We start from the raw sequence: 17,547 nt of genomic DNA on the forward strand, positions 1-17,547 counted from the left end.
GCACCCCGGCCCTCGGCACCCTCGCCCCCCGCCTGACCGAGCTCTCCCTGCGCGACGCGCAGCGGCTCGGGCGCAGGCTCGAAGGCGCGCGCAAGATCCGCAAGCCGGAGGCACGCGCCGCCGTGCTCGCCGAGATCGAGGGCGAGATCGGGAAGGCCGAGGAGCGCATGGCCGCCCGGCGCTCCCGTGTGCCCGCCGTCACGTATCCCGAGCAGCTGCCGGTCAGCCAGAAGAAGAGTGAGATCGCCGAGGCCATCCGCGATCACCAGGTCGTCATCGTCGCCGGTGAGACCGGGTCCGGCAAGACCACCCAGATCCCGAAGATCTGTCTGGAGCTGGGGCGTGGGGTGCGGGGCATGATCGGGCACACCCAGCCCCGTCGTATCGCCGCGCGTACGGTCGCCGAGCGGGTAGCGGAGGAGCTGGACACTCCGCTCGGTGAGGCCGTGGGCTGGAAGGTCCGTTTCACCGATCAGGTGAACCAGGACGCGACCTTCATCAAGTTGATGACGGACGGCATCCTGCTGGCCGAGATCCAGACCGACCGCGAGCTGCGCGCCTACGACACGATCATCATCGACGAGGCGCACGAGCGGTCCCTCAACATCGACTTCCTGCTGGGGTATCTGGCGCAGTTGTTGCCGCGCCGGCCCGATCTGAAGGTCGTCATCACGTCGGCCACCATCGATCCGGAGCGTTTCTCCCGGCATTTCGGCGACGCGCCGATCGTCGAGGTCAGTGGGCGGACGTATCCGGTGGAGGTGCGTTACCGGCCGCTGCTGGAGGAGGACTCGGACGACTCCGACCGGGACCAGATCACGGCGATCACGGACGCCGTCGAGGAGCTGATGGGGGAGGGGAAGGGGGACATCCTCGTCTTTCTCTCCGGTGAGCGGGAGATCCGGGACACCGCTGACGCGCTCACGCGCAAGCAGTACCGCTTCACGGAGGTCCTGCCGCTGTACGCCCGGCTGTCCCACGCGGAGCAGCATCGTGTCTTCCAGCCGCACACCGGGCGCAGGATCGTTCTGGCGACGAACGTCGCTGAGACCTCGCTGACCGTTCCGGGCATCAAGTACGTCATCGACCCGGGCTTCGCCCGTATCTCCCGCTACAGCCACCGCACCAAGGTGCAGCGGCTGCCGATCGAGCCGATCAGCCAGGCCAGCGCCAACCAGCGCAAGGGCCGCTGCGGGCGGACGAGTGACGGCATCTGCATCCGGCTGTACTCGGAGGACGACTTCGAGGCCCGTCCGGAGTTCACCGACGCGGAGATCCTGCGCACGAACCTCGCGTCCGTGATCCTGCAGATGACCGCGGCCGGTCTCGGCGACATCGAGAAGTTCCCCTTCATCGATCCGCCGGACCACCGCAACATCCGTGACGGTGTGCAGTTGCTGCAGGAGCTGGGCGCGCTCGACCCGGCCGAGAAGGACCCGCGGAAGCGGCTGACGCAGACCGGCCGGAAGCTGGCCCAGCTGCCTGTCGACCCGCGTCTGGCCCGGATGGTTCTGGAGGCCGACAAGAACGGCTGTGTTCGTGAGGTCATGGTGATAGCCGCCGCGCTGTCCATCCAGGACCCGCGCGAGCGCCCCGCGGACAAGCAGACCCAGGCCGACCAGCAGCATGCCCGCTTCCGGGACGAGACCAGTGACTTCCTGGCCTATCTGAACCTGTGGCGTTACATCAGGGAGCAGCAGAAGGAGCGGGGCTCGTCGTCCTTCCGCCGGATGTGCAAGCAGGAGTACCTCAATTTCCTGCGCATTCGCGAATGGCAGGACATCTACACCCAACTCCGCACGGTCGCCAAGCAGATGGGCATCCATCTCAACGAGGACGACGCCCCCGCCGACCGCGTCCATGTCTCGCTCCTCGCCGGTCTGCTGTCCCACATCGGCATGAAGGACGTGAAGGAGGGCGCGAAGAACGAGTATCTGGGCGCCCGCAACGCCAAGTTCGCGATCTTCCCGGGCTCGTCGCTGTTCAGGAAGCCGCCGCGGTTCGTGATGTCGGCGGAGCTGGTGGAGACCTCGCGGCTGTGGGCGCGCGTCAACGCCAGGATCGAGCCGGAGTGGGTCGAGCCGCTGGCTGGGCATCTGCTGAAGCGGACGTACAGCGAGCCGCACTGGGAGAAGGACCAGGCGGCGGTGATGGCGTACGAGAAGGTCACGCTGTACGGCGTCCCGATCGTCGCCGACCGGAAGGTCAACTACGGCCGGATCGACCCGGAGGCGAGCCGTGAGCTGTTCATCCGCAACGCGCTCGTCGAGGGTGACTGGCGCACGCACCACAAGTTCTTCGCCGACAACCGCAGGCTCCTCAGTGAGGTCGAGGAGTTGGAGCACCGCGCCCGGCGCCGGGACATCGTGGTGGACGACGACACGCTCTTCGACTTCTACGACCAGCGGGTGCCCGAACATGTGGTGTCGGGCGCCCATTTCGACTCCTGGTGGAAGCGGAAGCGGCATGAGCAGCCGGAGTTCCTGGACTTCGAGCGGGAGATGCTCATCCGGGAGTCGGCGGAGGCGGTCACCAAGGCGGATTATCCGGACAGTTGGCGGCAGGGGCAGCTCAAGTTCCGGGTGACGTACCAGTTCGAGCCGGGGGCGGACGCGGACGGTGTGACGGTCCACATCCCGCTCCAGGTGCTCAACCAGGTCACGGACGAGGGCTTCGACTGGCAGATCCCGGGTCTGCGGGAGGAGTTGGTGACGGAGCTGATCCGTTCCCTGCCCAAGCCGATCCGCCGCAACTATGTGCCGGCGCCGAACTTCGCGAAGCGCTTCCTGGAGTCGGCGGTGCCTCTGCAGGAGCCCTTGACGACGACGATGGCGCGCGAGTTGAAGCGCATGGTCGGTGTGCCCTTCGAGGCGGAGGACTTCGACTGGTCGAAGGTGCCGGACCATCTGCGGATCACCTTCCGGATCGTCGACGAGCGCCGTCGCAAGCTGGCGGAGGACAAGGATCTGGAGGCGCTGAAGCTCCGGTTGAAGCCGAAGGCGCGCCAGGCGATCTCGCAGGCCGCGGCGGCCACGGCGGAGCGGCAGGGCGGTGAGTCGCTGGAGCGCAAGGGTCTGACCGACTGGACGATCGGCTCCCTGACGCGTGTCTTCGAGACCCGCCGGGCGGGGCAGCCCGTCAAGGCGTATCCGGCGCTGGTGGACGACGGCGACACGGTCTCGGTCCGGCTCTTCGACACGGAGGCGGAGCAGGCCGAGGCGATGTGGAAGGGCACGCGACGGCTGATCCTGCGCAACATCCCGGTCAATCCGGCCAAATTCGCGAGCGATCGCCTGACGAACGCACAGAAGCTCGCCCTGTCCGCGAATCCGCACGGCTCGGTCCAGGCGCTGTTCGACGACTGTGCGATGGCGGCGGCGGACCGGCTGATCGGTGACTTCGGGGGGCCGGCGTGGGACGAGGAGTCGTACCGGAAGCTGTACGACAAGGTGCGCGCGGAGATCGTGGACACGACGGTGCGGGCGGTCGGGCAGGTGCAGCAGGTTCTGGCCGCCTGGCAGGCCTGTGAGCGCCGTCTGAAGGCCGTGCGGAGCCCCGCGCTGCTGGCGAACCTCCAGGACGTGCGTCAGCAGTTGGACGCGCTGGTGAAGCCCGGGTTCGTGACGGAGACGGGGCTGCGCCGGCTGCCGGATCTGATGCGCTATCTCGTCGCCGCCGACCGCCGGCTGCAGCAGATGCCGACGAACGTCCAGCGGGACACGACCCGTATGGAGAAGGTGCACGAGATGCGGGACGAGTACGCGTGGCTGCTGGAGCAGATGCCGCGGGGGCGCCCGGTGCCGCAGCAGGTGCTGGACGTGCGCTGGATGATCGAGGAGCTCCGGGTCAGCTATTTCGCGCACGCGCTCGGCACGGCGTATCCGATCTCCGACAAGCGGATCGTGAAGACGATCGACCAGCTGGCCCCGTGACGGTCCCCGCACACTAAGTGAGTTCGACCAGGCGGCTCCCCTCCTGTACAGTCTCTTCTCGCAGCGCAACGCACGAATCGCGCCGCGAAACCTGGTCCTGTGGAGCAGTTTGGAGTGCTCGCCACCCTGTCAAGGTGGAGGCCGCGGGTTCAAATCCCGTCAGGACCGCAACAAGGCCCGCACCCTCAAAGGGTGACGGGCCTTCTTCACCCCCGCTTCCCGCCCGGCTGCGGCCCGCCCGTTGGCGGAGTTTCAGGCGGCCCATCTCCTGTGTATCGGCACTGTGAGCGTTTCTCACGGCTCCCAGGCCGTCTTGACGGCGTCGGGATCCCTCGGTACCCAGGGACCAGGGCCCGTTCCCGTGCGGCCCCTGGAGGTGGGGTATGGCGGCTTCGGTCAGGCACGAGACGCGGGCGTTGCTCCGTGCGCATCTGTCGGCCGCGTCGTCGTACGGGCATCTGACCCGGCACTGCCCGGTCTGCCACCATCTGCTGCGGCTGGCGATGGACTCCGCCCCCAGAGCCGCCGAGGCGCCGGACGAGACGGTCGAGGACGAGAGCCCGGCCGGTGCGTGACCCGGGGACACTCCCAACACCCGCCGCGCCAGGGGGCGGTGGATCAGACGCCCCCTCTAGCGCACATGGAGCAACGGCAACAAGGACCCCGGCATGTGACGGGTGTCACCGCATGAGTTTCTGAAACCGCGGTACTTACCCCCCGCCTACAACTGGTCAATTTAATATGTGCAATTGCACCTGAGTGTCACCCCTCCCGCCGGCCCCCTTCCGGGGCCGCCCACAGGAGATCCGACACCCCTCCTCAGACTCCGACAAGCCCGCTCACAGAGCGATCGGTCCCGCACCCCACGCGCACAAAAAAGATCGCGCTGGACCCGGCGGAGTCCAGCGCGATCGACGACGCACCCTTGTCACTTGCCTGAGAAGCCCCTGGGGGCTTGGGCGTGGGCTCTGTTGGGGCAGAACCCGCGTCGCTTGGAGCTAGGGTTCGGGCACCTCGGCACGTTGGGGACCTGCCGGTTTGCCCGCTATTCAGTTGTTCAGGCCTCGCTGCGCTGCTGCGGAATGCCCGCGAGCAGGGCGCGGACCTCCGCCTCGCGGTAACGGCGGTGCCCGCCGAGCGTACGGATGGAAGTGAGCTTGCCGGCCTTCGCCCACCGCGTGACCGTCTTCGGGTCCACACGGAACATGGTGGCGACCTCAGCCGGGGTCAGCAGCGGCTCGGCATCAGGGGTGCGAGCGGTCATGAGCGGCCTCCTCGGGAGAACCGAACCTTCTCGGTTCTTTCCTCTAAATTCTGCACCTTGACCCGCGTTGCCCGAAATGGCGGACGCGAGTCGAGTCGGTTATAGGACGAACGGCTTGTCCTCGGCACTACAACTACACCATCTGTCCAGCCGCGTCGGCCAAACCGATGGAATTGCCCCTCCAGGTGTTCATCACCGACGGAAGCCGATGGACCATGCCATAGCGGACAGTCACGCCACTGTGACGATCAGTCACAGGACGCGCAGGAGTCATCAAGCCCCCCAAAGAAGAGCCTCCCCCGAACCCCTTGTCCTATTTTGGCATGAGGAGGGGCAAGAGATGCAAGAGCCGGGTACGTGCCGTCCGTCACGCTTGACACACAGTGAGGTGTACGCCCGGATCGGGACCTACGTCCCCCGTCGGCGAAAGCTCAAGGGAACACGGGAACTTCTTGAACGAGGACGAAACCCCAAAACGGGCGTCCCGTCAAACGTCAGTTCGCCGAGCGCCGGTCCCTGACCGACCGCCAGCGCTCCACCAGCCGCCCGTACGCGGTCCCCGCGGCCGCCCCGTCACCGAGCCGCAACGCCTCGATGCCCTCGGCCACGTCGGCCGCCGAGTGGTCGTCCTCGAGCTCGCCGGCCGGCAGCGTGTGCACCAGCCCGCCGTAGTCCAGCTCGACGAGCGAGCGCGGATGGAACTCCTCCAGCCAGCGCCCCACATCCACCAGACCGTCGATGAGCGGCCCCTCGTCGAGGGCGTCCTTCAGGGCCCGCAGCGCCCGCGCCACCCGCCGCCGCGCCTGCACCATGGGCGTGCGGTACCGCAGCATCGGCGGGATGTCGCCCGACCCCTTGTCGAAGCGCCGCTCCTCGTCGGAGACCAGTACGAACCAGTGCAGCGGCACCTGCCAGGTGGAGGTGCGGATCCAGGGACGGGCGTCCGGGTTGCGCACCAGCCAGCGCTCGTAGTCCTGGGCGGCCTGGCGCCGTACGACCTCGGGCAGCACCGCGTCCAGGACCGGCTTCGGCAACTCCTCGGGCAGCTCCTGCAGGGCCTGCCAGCCGCGCAGCCGGGTCCGCCACGGGCACACGCACACGACCCCGTCCACATCCACCACGAACGCGTCACTGCTCTCGTGCACCGGGACCGGGATCGGCGGGGTGGGCAGCAGGTCGGCGAGCGAGCGACGCAGTTCGTCCTGGTACGAGGGCCGCTGCGGGCGGCGGGCGTAACGAGCCCAGTGGCTGCGCTCCGGCTCGGGGAAGGCGGCCAGCGGTTCGTAGACGCGGAGGTAGGTCGCGTACGGGACGATCACCGAGGACACCTTGGGCACGCCTGCTCCCTCCCCCGCCCACCATCGGGAAAACCTGCGGAACCCGCACACAAACCCGCGGGAAATCTATGCAAATCGTCGCACGGCCACACGCCACCAGTAGGTGATCCTGAGCACTGCGCGGATGGCGGGGCGATCAGGGTCTAAATTCTTGCTCACAGCCCCGCCACCCACACGGGGCCGTCCCACCCGCCGCTAGCTGCTTCAGGAGTCACCACAGTGACCGACGTAACCGGCGCACCTGCTGATGTACTGCACACCCTGTTCCACTCGGACCAGGGCGGACATGAGCAAGTCGTGCTCTGCCAGGACCGCGCGAGCGGCCTGAAGGCCGTCATCGCCATCCACAGCACCGCCCTCGGCCCCGCGCTCGGGGGTACCCGCTTCTACCCGTACGCGACCGAGGCGGAGGCCGTCGCCGACGCGCTGAACCTCGCGCGCGGGATGTCGTACAAGAACGCCATGGCCGGCCTCGACCACGGCGGCGGCAAGGCGGTGATCATCGGCGACCCGGACCGGGACAAGACCGAGGCCCTGCTGCTCGCCTACGGCCGCATGGTCGCCTCCCTCAGCGGCCGTTACGTCACCGCCTGCGACGTCGGCACGTACGTCGCCGACATGGACGTCGTCGCACGCGAGTGCCGCTGGACGACCGGGCGCTCCCCGGAGAACGGCGGCGCCGGCGACTCCTCCGTGCTCACCGCCTTCGGCGTCTACCAGGGCATGCGCGCCAGCGCCCAGCACCTGTGGGGGGACCCGTCGCTGCGGGACCGCAAGGTCGGCATCGCGGGCGTCGGCAAGGTCGGGCACCACCTGGTGCGGCACCTGCGGGACGAGGGCGCCGAGGTCGTGATCACCGACGTGCGCGAGGAGGCCGTGGGGCGGATCCTCGCGGCGCACCCCGAGGGCGTCACGGCGGTCGCCGACACCGCGACCCTGATCCGCGTCGACGGCCTCGACATCTACGCGCCCTGCGCGCTGGGCGGCGCCCTGAACGACGACACCGTGCCCGCGCTGACCGCGCGGATCGTGTGCGGGGCGGCCAACAACCAGCTGGCCCACCCGGGCGTCGAGAAGGACCTCGCCGACCGCGGGATCCTCTACGCGCCGGACTACGTGGTCAACGCCGGCGGTGTCATCCAGGTCGCCGACGAGCTGCACGGGTTCGACTTCGAGCGGTGCAGGGCGAAGGCGGCAAAGATCTTCGACACCACTCTCGCCATATTCGCACGTGCGAAGGCGGACGGGATTCCGCCGGCCGCGGCGGCCGACCGGATCGCCGAGCAGCGCATGGCGGAGGGCCGCGGAGCGCTCTGATTCCGTAAGGTTTCCGGGGCTTTCGGGGTTTGGCCGGTACCCGTCGGCGGGCACTTAGAGAGAACTCTCACGTCCGTCGGCGGGTCGCCCGTCGAGAAGTGGTTAAAATCGCGGTTGACCAGCGGGGACGGGGCACCCCGAGGGTCCTGGGCGCGGGCACGTCATGCGGGCGACGTACCGTATGGGCGCGGGCTCAGGTACCGTGGAAGCCCTACGGACCGGTCTCTCCACGGAGAGCCCGTTCCAGATCATGAACGCGTGTCAAGACTCTGGGGCCGTCGAGCCCCGTCACCGAGGGGGTCGAGCCATGGGGCGCGGCCGGGCCAAGGCCAAGCAGACGAAGGTCGCCCGCCAGCTGAAGTACAACAGCGGCGGGACTGACCTGTCGCGTCTGGCCAGTGAGCTGGGCGCTTCGACTTCGAGCCAGCCGCCGAACGGCGAGCCGTTCGAGGACGACGAGGACGAAGACGACCCGTACGCCCAGTACGCGGATCTCTACAACGACGACGATGAGGACGACGACGACCAGCCCGGTCCGTCTTCCCAACATCGTCGCGGCGCGTAGTGCTTGCAGCGGCTTAGCCGTTCGAACCCGGTCCGGGGCCCAGCACCGGACCGGGTTTCATGCTGCCGTCGCGGGGCTCCGCTCCGGATCCCGCACCTCAATCGCCGGAGGGGCTGGATTCACGCGTACTCGCCGACCAGTTCCGCACCCGTCGTGTGGTCCCCGCGCTCGGTGATCTCTCCGGCGACCCAGGCCTCGACCCCGCGGTCCGCCAGCGTCGCCAGGGCCACGTCGGTCGACTCCTCGGGGACGACGGCGATCATGCCCACGCCCATGTTGAGGGTCTTCTCCAGCTCCAGGCGCTCGACCTGACCCGTCTTCCCGACGAGGTCGAACACCGGGGCCGGGGTCCAGGTGGAGCGGTCCACGATCGCGTGCAGGGTGTCGGGGATCACGCGGGCCAGGTTGGCGGCGAGTCCGCCGCCCGTGATGTGGCTGAACGCGTGCACGTCGGTCGTCCGGGTGAGCGCCAGGCAGTCCAGCGAGTAGATCTTGGTCGGCTCCAGCAGCTCCTCGCCGAGCGTGCGGCCGAACTCCTCCACGCGCGCGTCCAGGGAGAGGCCGACCCGGTCCAGCAGGACGTGCCGGACGAGCGAGTACCCGTTCGAGTGAAGCCCGGAGGCCGCCAGGGCGATGACGGAGTCACCCGTACGGATGCGATCCGCGCCCAGCAGCCGGTCGGCCTCCACGACACCCGTACCGGCGCCGGCGACGTCGAAGTCGTCCTCGCCCAGCAGCCCGGGGTGTTCGGCCGTCTCACCGCCCACCAGGGCGCAGCCGGCGAGCACACAGCCCTCGGCGATGCCCTTGACGATCGCGGCGACCCGCTCGGGGTGGACCTTGCCGACGCAGATGTAGTCGGTCATGAACAGCGGCTCGGCACCGCACACCACGATGTCGTCCATGACCATGGCGACCAGGTCGTGGCCGATGGTGTCGTAGACGCCCAGCCGGCGCGCGATGTCGACCTTGGTGCCGACGCCGTCGGTGGCGGAGGCGAGCAGGGGGCGCTCGTAGTTCTTCAGGGCGGAGGCGTCGAAGAGGCCGGCGAAGCCGCCGAGGCCGCCGAGGACCTCGGGGCGCTGGGTCTTCTTCACCCACTCCTTCATGAGCTCCACGGCGCGGTCGCCCGCTTCGATGTCGACACCGGCAGCCGCGTAGGAAGCACCGGAACTGCCCGTCGACGGAGTCGACTGATCGGACACTGCAGACATTGCCTGGGATCTTTCGCGTTGATGACAGGGCTTACGGGCGACGGATCGCGTCGGCCGCGGCCGTGGCGGCGGGCCCGGCGGCCAGCTCGGTCTCCAGCAGCTGCTTGCCGAGCAGCTCGGGGTCCGGGAGCTCCATCGGGTACTCGCCGTCGAAGCAGGCGCGGCACAGGTTCGGCTTGGCGATGGTGGTCGCCTCGATCATGCCGTCGATGGAGATGTAGGCCAGCGAGTCGGCGCCGAGCGAGGTGCCGATCTCGTCGATCGTCATGCCGTTGGCGATGAGCTCTGCGCGGGTGGCGAAATCTATGCCGAAGAAGCAGGGCCACTTCACGGGCGGCGAGGAGATCCGGATGTGGACCTCGGCGGCCCCGGCCTCGCGGAGCATCCGCACCAGCGCCCGCTGGGTGTTGCCGCGGACGATCGAGTCGTCCACGACGACCAGGCGCTTGCCCTTGATGACTTCCTTCAGCGGGTTCAGCTTCAGGCGGATGCCGAGCTGCCGGATGGTCTGCGAGGGCTGGATGAAGGTCCGGCCGACGTAGGCGTTCTTCACCAGGCCGGCGCCGAACGGGATGCCGGAGGCCTCCGCGTAGCCGATGGCGGCCGGGGTGCCGGACTCCGGGGTCGCTATCACTAGGTCGGCCTCGACCGGGGCTTCCTTGGCGAGCCTGCGGCCCATCTCGACGCGGGAGAGGTAGACGTTCCGGCCGGCGATGTCGGTGTCCGGGCGGGCCAGGTACACGTACTCGAAGACACAGCCCTTGGGCTTCGCGTCCGCGAATCGGGAGGTACGCAGGCCGTTCTCGTCGATGGCGACGAACTCGCCCGGCTCGATCTCGCGGACGAAGCTCGCGCCGCAGATGTCGAGGGCGGCGGACTCCGAGGCGACGACCCAGCCGCGCTCGAGGCGGCCGAGGACCAGCGGGCGGATGCCCTGCGGGTCGCGGGCGGCGTAGAGGGTGTGCTCGTCCATGAAGACGAGGGAGAACGCGCCGCGCACCTTCGGCAGGACCGTGTGGGCGGCCTCCTCGATGGTCAGCGGCTTGCCGTCCTCGTCCACCTGGGCCGCGAGCAGCGCGGTGAGCAGGTCGGTGTCGTTGGTGGCGGCGACGCGCGGAGTGCGGCCGCCCTCCTGCTTGGGCAGGTCGGCGACCATCTCGGCGAGCTGCGCCGTGTTGACCAGGTTGCCGTTGTGGCCGAGCGCGATGGAGCCGTGCGCGGTGGCGCGGAACGTCGGCTGGGCGTTCTCCCACACGGAGGCGCCGGTGGTCGAGTAGCGGGCGTGTCCGACCGCGATGTGACCCTGGAGCGAACCGAGCGAGGTCTCGTCGAAGACCTGGGAGACCAGGCCCATGTCCTTGAAGACGAGGATCTGGGAGCCGTTGCTGACCGCGATACCCGCGGATTCCTGGCCCCGATGCTGGAGGGCGTAGAGCCCGAAGTACGTGAGCTTGGCGACCTCTTCGCCGGGAGCCCAGACTCCGAAGACGCCGCAGGCGTCCTGGGGGCCCTTCTCACCGGGGAGCAGGTCGTGGTTGAGTCGTCCGTCACCACGTGGCACGGCACCGAGTGTAGGCGAGATCGACCACTGGTCCGAATTGGGGATACCCGCCGGTAGTGGATCTTCCTCGACCCACCCCCTTCTGACCTGCGCAAACGTCGGCCGGTCCGACCGCGGTGGCCGGTCGACGCAGGGCGCGGAGTGAGACGTCCCTCACCCTCCGGGTGGCGCTCCGCCGCACCGGGGGCTATGCCGTCAGCGGCAGCAGCCCGGACAGGTCCGCGCGCTCCCCGCTCGCGCTCACCCGTGCCTCGTCGAGCGCGTCCTTCCAGGCCAGGCGTCCGGTCGCGAGCCGGATCCAGGTCAGCGGGTCGGTCTCGACGACGTTCGGCGGGGTGCCGCGGGTGTGCCGGGGCCCCTCGACGCACTGCACGACGGCGTACGGCGGGATCCGCACCTCCGTCGAACCGCCGGGTGCCTTCGCGGCCAGTGCGTCGGCGAGCAGCCGGGTGCAGGCGGCGAGCGCCTGCCGGTCGTACGGCACCTCGAGGCCCGGTACGGCGGCGTTCAGGTCGTCGGTGTGGACGACGAGTTCGACGGTACGGGTGACGAGGAAGTCGGCGAGCGTGACGGCGCCCTTCCGCCACGCCAGCACCCGCGCGCCGGGGTTCTCGGCGAGCCGTTCGGCGAGGCGCTCGGCGGTGGCGGCGAGCGCGGCCTCCGGGTCCGGCTCGCGCTCGGCGTTCACGCGGGCCAGGTCGGCGATGGCGGAGGCGTCCGCGGTGGTCCCGGACACCCAGTCCAGGGCCGTGATCTCCGCCTTGAAGGGCGCCGGCTGGTCGAGGAGCCGGGAGACGACGTCCGTACTGAGCGCGATGTGCCCCACCAGATCCCGCACGGCCCACTCACCCAGCCGCGTGGGCAGCGCGAACTGCTCGGGACCGAGCGTGCGGACGCCCGCCCGGACATGGCCGAGCTGGGTCAGCACGGCGGCACGGATCTTCACCGGGTCATAGGTACGGACGCGCTTCTTGGCCGGGGGCATGCCGGTGAGCCTATTCGGCCGCGTCTCGCGGCGTGCCGAAGGCGCCGCCCCGCCGGCACGGGCGGCGCCTTCGTCGTCGTACGACCGCCTACTTGAGCAGCGCGGGGATGGTCTCCTCGTGGACCTGGCGCAGTTCCTCCAGGGTGAGCTCGAACTCGCCCTGCAGCTCCACCGATTCGCCGTCGACGACACCGATGCGGGTCACGGGCAGGCCGCGCGCCCCGCACATGTCGTTGAAGCGGACCTCCTCGGAGCGCGGCACGGCGACGATGGCGCGGCCGGCAGACTCGGAGAAGAGGAAGGTGAACGCGTCCAGTCCGTCCGGTACGACCAGACGGGCGCCCTTGCCGCCCAGCAGCGCCGACTCCACGACCGCCTGGATCAGGCCGCCGTCGGACAGGTCGTGCGCGGAGTCGATCATGCCGTCGCGGGAGGCGGAGATCAGGATCTCGGCGAGCAGCCGCTCACGCTCCAGGTCGACCTTCGGGGGCAGTCCGCCGAGGTGGTCGTGGACGACCTGGGACCAGGCCGAACCGCCGAACTCCTCACGCGTGTCGCCGAGGAGGTACAGCAGCTGCCCCTCCTCCTGGAAGGCGACCGGGGTGCGGCGGGCGACGTCGTCGATGACGCCCAGCACCGCGACCACCGGGGTCGGGTGGATGGCGACCTCGCCGGTCTGGTTGTAGAGGGAGACGTTGCCTCCGGTCACCGGGGTGCCCAACTGCTGGCAGGCGTCCGCGAGTCCACGGATGGCCTCCGCGAACTGCCACATGACGGCCGGGTCTTCGGGCGAGCCGAAGTTCAGGCAGTCGGAGACGGCGAGGGGCTTGGCACCCGTCGTCGCCACGTTCCGGTACGCCTCCGCGAGCGCCAACTGCGCGCCCGCGTACGGGTCCAGCTTCGCGTAGCGGCCGTTGCCGTCCGTCGCGATGGCGACCCCGAGGCCGCTCTCCTCGTCGATGCGGATCATGCCGGAGTCCTCCGGCTGGGCCAGCACCGTGTTGCCCTGCACGAAGTGGTCGTACTGGGAGGTGATCCACTTCTTGGAGGCCTGGTTGGGGGAGCCGACCAGCTTCAGGACCTGGTCCTTCAGCTCCGCCGAAGTCCCGGGCCGAGCGAGCTTGTTGGCATCGTCGGCCTGGAGCTCGTCCTGCCAGGACGGGCGGGCGTAGGGGCGCTCGTAGACCGGGCCGTCGTGCGCGACGGTGCGCGGGTCGACGTCGACGATCTTGCCGCCGTGCCAGTAGATCTCGAGGCGGTCGCCGTCGGTCACCTCACCGATGACGGTGGCGATGACGTCCCACTTGTCGCAGATCTCGAGGAACCGCTCGACCTTCTCCGGCTCCACGACCGCGCACATGCGTTCCTGCGACTCGCTCATGAGGATCTCCTCGGGCGAGAGCGTGGAGTCGCGCAGCGGTACGTCGTCCAGGGTGACGCGCATGCCGCCGGAGCCGTTGGAGGCGAGCTCGGAGGTGGCGCAGGACAGGCCGGCCGCACCGAGGTCCTGGATGCCGACGACCAGCTTCTCCTTGAAGGCCTCCAGGGTGCACTCGATGAGCAGCTTCTCCTGGAAGGGGTCGCCGACCTGGACCGCCGGGCGCTTGCTCGGCTTCGCGTCGTCGAAGGTCTCGGAGGCCAGGATCGACGCGCCGCCGATGCCGTCGCCGCCGGTCCGGGCCCCGTACAGGATGACCTTGTTGCCCGCGCCGGACGCCTTCGCGAGGTGGATGTCCTCGTGCCGCATCACACCGATGGCACCGGCGTTGACCAGCGGGTTGCCCTGGTAGCAGGCGTCGAAGACGACCTCGCCGCCGATGTTGGGCAGGCCCAGGCAGTTGCCGTAGCCGCCGATGCCGGCGACCACGCCCGGCAGGACGCGCTTGGTGTCGGGGTGGTCGGCGGCGCCGAAGCGCAGCGGGTCGACGACCGCGACCGGCCGGGCGCCCATGGCGATGATGTCGCGGACGATGCCGCCGACGCCGGTGGCCGCGCCCTGGTAGGGCTCGACGTAGGAGGGGTGGTTGTGCGACTCGACCTTGAAGGTGACGGCGTAGCCCTGGCCGACGTCCACGACACCGGCGTTCTCGCCGATGCCGACGAGGAGGGCGTCGGACTGGGGGGCCTTCTCGCCGAACTGGCGCAGATGCACCTTCGAGGACTTGTAGCTGCAGTGCTCGGACCACATCACGGAGTACATGGCGAGCTCGGCGCCGGTCGGGCGGCGGCCGAGGATCTCCACCACGCGCTCGTACTCGTCCTTCTTCAGGCCCAGTTCGGCCCAGGGCAGCTCGACGTCGGGGGTCGCGGCCGCGTGCTCGACCGTGTCCAGAGGCGTCCTGCTCATGCGGTGACCAGCTTCTTGAGGATCGAGGTGAAGAACGGGAGGCCGTCGGTGCGGCCCGTGCCGATCAGCGGCTCGGTGGCGTGCTCGGGGTGCGGCATGAGGCCCACGACGTTGCCGGCCTCGTTGGTGATGCCGGCGATGTCGTTCAGCGAACCGTTCGGGTTGAAGTCCAGGTACCGGAAGGCGACCCGCCCCTCGGCCTCCAGCTTGTCCAGCGTGTACTGGTCGGCGACGTAGCGGCCGTCCATGTTCTTCAGCGGGATGTGGATCTCCTGGCCCTGCTCGTAGTCCACGGTCCAGGCGGTGTCCGCGTTCTCCACCCGCAGCTTCTGGTCGCGGCAGATGAAGTGGAGGTGGTCGTTGCCGAGCATGCCCCCCGGGAGGAGGTGGGCCTCGGTGAGGATCTGGAAGCCGTTGCAGATGCCGAGGACCGGCAGTCCGGCCCTCGCCTGCTCGATGACCGTCTCCATCACGGGCGAGAAGCGGGAGATGGCGCCGGCCCGCAGATAGTCGCCGTAGGAGAAACCACCCGGAAGGACGACCGCGTCCACCTGGTGGAGGTCCTTGTCCTTGTGCCACAGGGCGACCGGCTCGGCACCCGCGAGGCGGATCGCACGCTGGGTGTCCCGGTCGTCGAGGCTGCCCGGGAAAGTGACGACGCCAATACGAGCGGTCACTTCGCGGCCTCCGCGACTTCATCCACGCGTACGGTGAAGTCCTCGATCACGGTGTTGGCGAGGAAGGATTCCGCAAGATCGTGGATACGGGCGAGCGCGGCCTCGTCGACCGGCCCGTCAACTTCCAGTTCGAAACGCTTTCCCTGACGTACGTCCGAGATCCCCTCGAAACCCAGCCGCGGCAGTGCGCGCTGCACCGCCTGGCCCTGGGGGTCGAGGATCTCCGGCTTGAGCATGACGTCGACTACGACGCGTGCCACGTGCACTCCCGGTGGTGTGGTGCTGAGCAGGTTCCTGCAAGTGGTTTCAGACTACCCGCACAAAATTTCTACGCGCGTCGACTTGGAGGAAGCTACGTGACCGTCATCACGATCGGGTGTCGGCGGGGGCGCTCGTCAAAATTTCCGGGAAAGATACGGAGTCACTTCCGCTCCCCCCTTGATTTTGGACACGCGGAGAGATTTAGTCAGGCTTCACAATGCATTGTCGGGCGCTGTACAAATGAATTGGCAAGTGCCGTACGAAGGGACCGATATTCGTGGCGCAGAAGGTCGTGGTCACTCTCTTTGACGACATCGACGGCTCGGAAGCGGCGGAAACGATCGCCTTCGGACTCGACGGCAAGTCGTACGAGATCGACCTGAATCAAGCCAATGCCAAGAAACTGCGTAAGGCGCTCGCGCCCTACGTGGAGGCCGGCCGCAAGCGGTCGAAGTCGGGCAAGGCCTACCGGCAGACGGAGGTCGCCCCCGATCCGGCGGCCGTCCGGGCCTGGGCCCAGGCCAACAAGATGGACGTACCCGCTCGCGGCCGCATCCCCAAGAAGGTCTACGAGGCCTTCAGCGAGGCCCAGTAGCCGCCGGCCGACGACCGGTCAGCCGCCCCTCGGCGGAACCGACTTGCGCTGCACCCCTCCTGGTCAGCTAGAGTCTGGAGCACGCCGAGGGGCGAGGCCGAAAGGCCCGGCTCCGAAGCACATGCGGGTGTAGTTCAGTAGCAGAACATCCCCCTTCCAGGGGGAAGGCGCAGTGTGCAATTCCTGTCACCCGCTCTGCACCACCGGTCGGACCACTGTTGTGGATCGGGTAGGCTGGTGCTCGCGCCGATCGGTGGGAGCCGGTCGGAAGCAATGCGGACGTAGCTCAGTTGGTAGAGCGCAACCTTGCCAAGGTTGAGGTCGCGAGTTCGAGCCTCGTCGTCCGCTCTTGAATGAAGGCCCCGGTCATCAGACCGGGGCCTTTGTCATGCTCGACGTCCTGCGCGGCCCGCCTCTGACATTTGTCATGCGGAGTGATGACAGCGCGCACTGCTCCGCGGACACGGGCGCCGGGACGCTGGTGCCATGGACACGAACGAACACGTGATTGAGGTCACTGACCTGCGGCGTGTGTACGGGGGCGGGTTCGAGGCGGTGCGCGGAATCACCTTTTCCGTGGACCGCGGCGAGATCTTCGCGCTGCTCGGCACCAACGGCGCGGGCAAGACGTCCACGGTCGAGCTGCTGGAAGGGCTCGCACGGCCGGCCGGCGGCCGGGTGCGGGTGCTCGGGCACGATCCCCACGGGGAGCGGGCCTCCGTACGGCCGCGCACAGGGGTGATGTTGCAGGAGGGCGGCTTCTCCTCCGAGCTGACCGTCGCGGAGACCGCGCGGATGTGGGCCGGGTGCGTGAGCGACGCGCGGCCCGAGCAGGAAGCGCTGGAGCTGGTCGGCCTGCGGCGGCGGGCGGCCGTACGGGTGAAGCAGTTGTCCGGTGGTGAACGGCGGCGCCTGGATCTCGCGCTCGCGCTGCTCGGGCGCCCCGAGGTGCTCTTCCTGGACGAGCCGACCACCGGCCTGGACGCCGAAGGGCGCCGGGACACCTGGGAGTTGGTGCGCGCCCTGCGGGACGCGGGGACGACGGTGCTGCTGACCACGCACTATCTGGAGGAGGCCGAGGGGCTCGCCGACCGGCTGGCGATCCTGCACGAGGGGCGCATCGCGGCGGCGGGGACACCGGCCGAGGTGACCGCCCGGCAGCCCGCCCGGATCTCCTTCCGGCTCCCCGACGGCTGGTTCCTCGGCGACCTGCCACCGCTCGCCGAACTGGGGGTGTGCGGCCACGAGACGGACGGGGACGTCGTACGGCTGCGCACCCGGGAACCGCAGCGCGCGGCCACCGGACTGCTGACCTGGGCCGAAGGCGCACGGGTGGAACTGCGCGACCTGGACATGCGCTCCGCGTCGCTGGAGGAGGCGTTCCTGAGGATCGCGCGGGAGCAGGGGGTGGCGGCGTGAAGGGGCTCGGCGGCACGGAGACACTGAGGGAGCGGACGGTCGGTGGAGGTGCGCGGGCCGGCCGGGTGGGGGC

At 69.1% G+C, this 17,547-nt stretch carries 14 protein-coding genes and 3 tRNA genes; 9 read left to right on the forward strand and 8 right to left on the reverse strand.

What is annotated here, in order from left to right:
• The 3 genes from hrpA to GRC12_RS28645 form a co-directional block, all read left to right on the forward strand.
• A partial coding sequence (gene hrpA / locus GRC12_RS28635) for an ATP-dependent RNA helicase HrpA (RefSeq protein ID WP_208782264.1) occupies nucleotides 1-3,932 on the forward strand: 3,932 nt, incomplete at its 5' end.
• Nucleotides 3,933-4,025: 93 nt separating this feature from the next.
• A tRNA-Asp gene (locus GRC12_RS28640) sits at nucleotides 4,026-4,100 on the forward strand.
• 215 nt (nucleotides 4,101-4,315) lie between these two features.
• Nucleotides 4,316-4,507, forward strand: a complete 192-nt coding sequence (locus GRC12_RS28645) for a DUF6274 family protein (RefSeq protein ID WP_208782265.1) — start codon at nucleotides 4,316-4,318, stop codon at nucleotides 4,505-4,507.
• A gap of 482 nt (nucleotides 4,508-4,989) precedes the next feature.
• Here GRC12_RS28645 and bldC read toward each other — a convergent pair whose 3' ends face one another.
• Nucleotides 4,990-5,196, reverse strand: coding sequence for a developmental transcriptional regulator BldC (gene bldC / locus GRC12_RS28650; protein ID WP_003949541.1), 207 nt, complete (start codon nucleotides 5,194-5,196; stop codon nucleotides 4,990-4,992).
• A 494-nt stretch (nucleotides 5,197-5,690) separates the two neighbouring features.
• On the reverse strand, nucleotides 5,691-6,533 hold the full coding sequence (locus tag GRC12_RS28655) for a hypothetical protein (protein ID WP_208782266.1): 843 nt from the start codon (nucleotides 6,531-6,533) through the stop codon (nucleotides 5,691-5,693).
• Between the two features lie 219 nt (nucleotides 6,534-6,752).
• Between GRC12_RS28655 and GRC12_RS28660 the strand changes: the two genes are divergently transcribed.
• Both GRC12_RS28660 and GRC12_RS28665 read left to right on the forward strand, forming a co-directional pair.
• A complete protein-coding gene (locus GRC12_RS28660; protein ID WP_208782267.1) occupies nucleotides 6,753-7,850 on the forward strand; it encodes a Leu/Phe/Val dehydrogenase in 1,098 nt (365 codons plus the stop codon).
• Nucleotides 7,851-8,157: 307 nt separating this feature from the next.
• Nucleotides 8,158-8,415 (forward strand): DUF3073 domain-containing protein, encoded by a 258-nt coding sequence (locus tag GRC12_RS28665; protein WP_133049037.1) that lies wholly within the window; start codon nucleotides 8,158-8,160, stop codon nucleotides 8,413-8,415.
• 119 nt (nucleotides 8,416-8,534) lie between these two features.
• Here the strand turns inward: GRC12_RS28665 and purM are convergent, their stop codons facing one another.
• The 6 genes from purM to purS all read right to left on the reverse strand — a co-directional run bounded on the left by purM (nucleotide 8,535) and on the right by purS (nucleotide 15,459).
• Entirely contained in the window at nucleotides 8,535-9,629 is a 1,095-nt protein-coding gene (purM, locus tag GRC12_RS28670; RefSeq protein ID WP_208782268.1) for a phosphoribosylformylglycinamidine cyclo-ligase, read from the reverse strand.
• A 31-nt stretch (nucleotides 9,630-9,660) separates the two neighbouring features.
• A complete protein-coding gene (gene purF, locus GRC12_RS28675; protein ID WP_208782269.1) occupies nucleotides 9,661-11,190 on the reverse strand; it encodes an amidophosphoribosyltransferase in 1,530 nt (509 codons plus the stop codon).
• 187 nt (nucleotides 11,191-11,377) lie between these two features.
• Entirely contained in the window at nucleotides 11,378-12,175 is a 798-nt protein-coding gene (locus GRC12_RS28680; protein ID WP_208782270.1) for a maleylpyruvate isomerase family mycothiol-dependent enzyme, read from the reverse strand.
• 88 nt (nucleotides 12,176-12,263) lie between these two features.
• Nucleotides 12,264-14,522 (reverse strand): phosphoribosylformylglycinamidine synthase subunit PurL, encoded by a 2,259-nt coding sequence (gene purL, locus GRC12_RS28685; RefSeq protein WP_208782271.1) that lies wholly within the window; start codon nucleotides 14,520-14,522, stop codon nucleotides 12,264-12,266.
• Nucleotides 14,519-15,199, reverse strand: a complete 681-nt coding sequence (gene purQ / locus GRC12_RS28690; RefSeq protein WP_208782272.1) for a phosphoribosylformylglycinamidine synthase subunit PurQ — start codon at nucleotides 15,197-15,199, stop codon at nucleotides 14,519-14,521. Before purQ ends, purL begins: the two co-directional genes overlap by 4 nt.
• Nucleotides 15,196-15,459: a phosphoribosylformylglycinamidine synthase subunit PurS gene (purS, locus tag GRC12_RS28695; protein WP_093501106.1), complete on the reverse strand. Its 264-nt coding sequence runs from the start codon at nucleotides 15,457-15,459 to the stop codon at nucleotides 15,196-15,198. Before purS ends, purQ begins: the two co-directional genes overlap by 4 nt.
• A 278-nt stretch (nucleotides 15,460-15,737) precedes the next feature.
• Between purS and GRC12_RS28700 the strand changes: the two genes are divergently transcribed.
• The 4 genes from GRC12_RS28700 to GRC12_RS28715 all read left to right on the forward strand — a co-directional run bounded on the left by GRC12_RS28700 (nucleotide 15,738) and on the right by GRC12_RS28715 (nucleotide 17,474).
• Nucleotides 15,738-16,055, forward strand: coding sequence for a histone-like nucleoid-structuring protein Lsr2 (locus GRC12_RS28700; protein ID WP_133049042.1), 318 nt, complete (start codon nucleotides 15,738-15,740; stop codon nucleotides 16,053-16,055).
• Between the two features lie 123 nt (nucleotides 16,056-16,178).
• A tRNA-Gly gene (locus tag GRC12_RS28705) sits at nucleotides 16,179-16,250 on the forward strand.
• Nucleotides 16,251-16,330: 80 nt separating this feature from the next.
• Nucleotides 16,331-16,403 (forward strand) — tRNA-Gly (locus GRC12_RS28710).
• Between the two features lie 138 nt (nucleotides 16,404-16,541).
• Complete coding sequence (locus GRC12_RS28715) at nucleotides 16,542-17,474, forward strand: ABC transporter ATP-binding protein (protein WP_208782273.1); 933 nt, start codon at nucleotides 16,542-16,544, stop codon at nucleotides 17,472-17,474.
• Nucleotides 17,475-17,547: the final 73 nt, after the last annotated feature.

Origin of the sequence: Streptomyces griseorubiginosus (genome assembly GCF_017614965.1) — a bacterium.
Classification (GTDB): domain Bacteria; phylum Actinomycetota; class Actinomycetes; order Streptomycetales; family Streptomycetaceae; genus Streptomyces; species Streptomyces griseorubiginosus_B.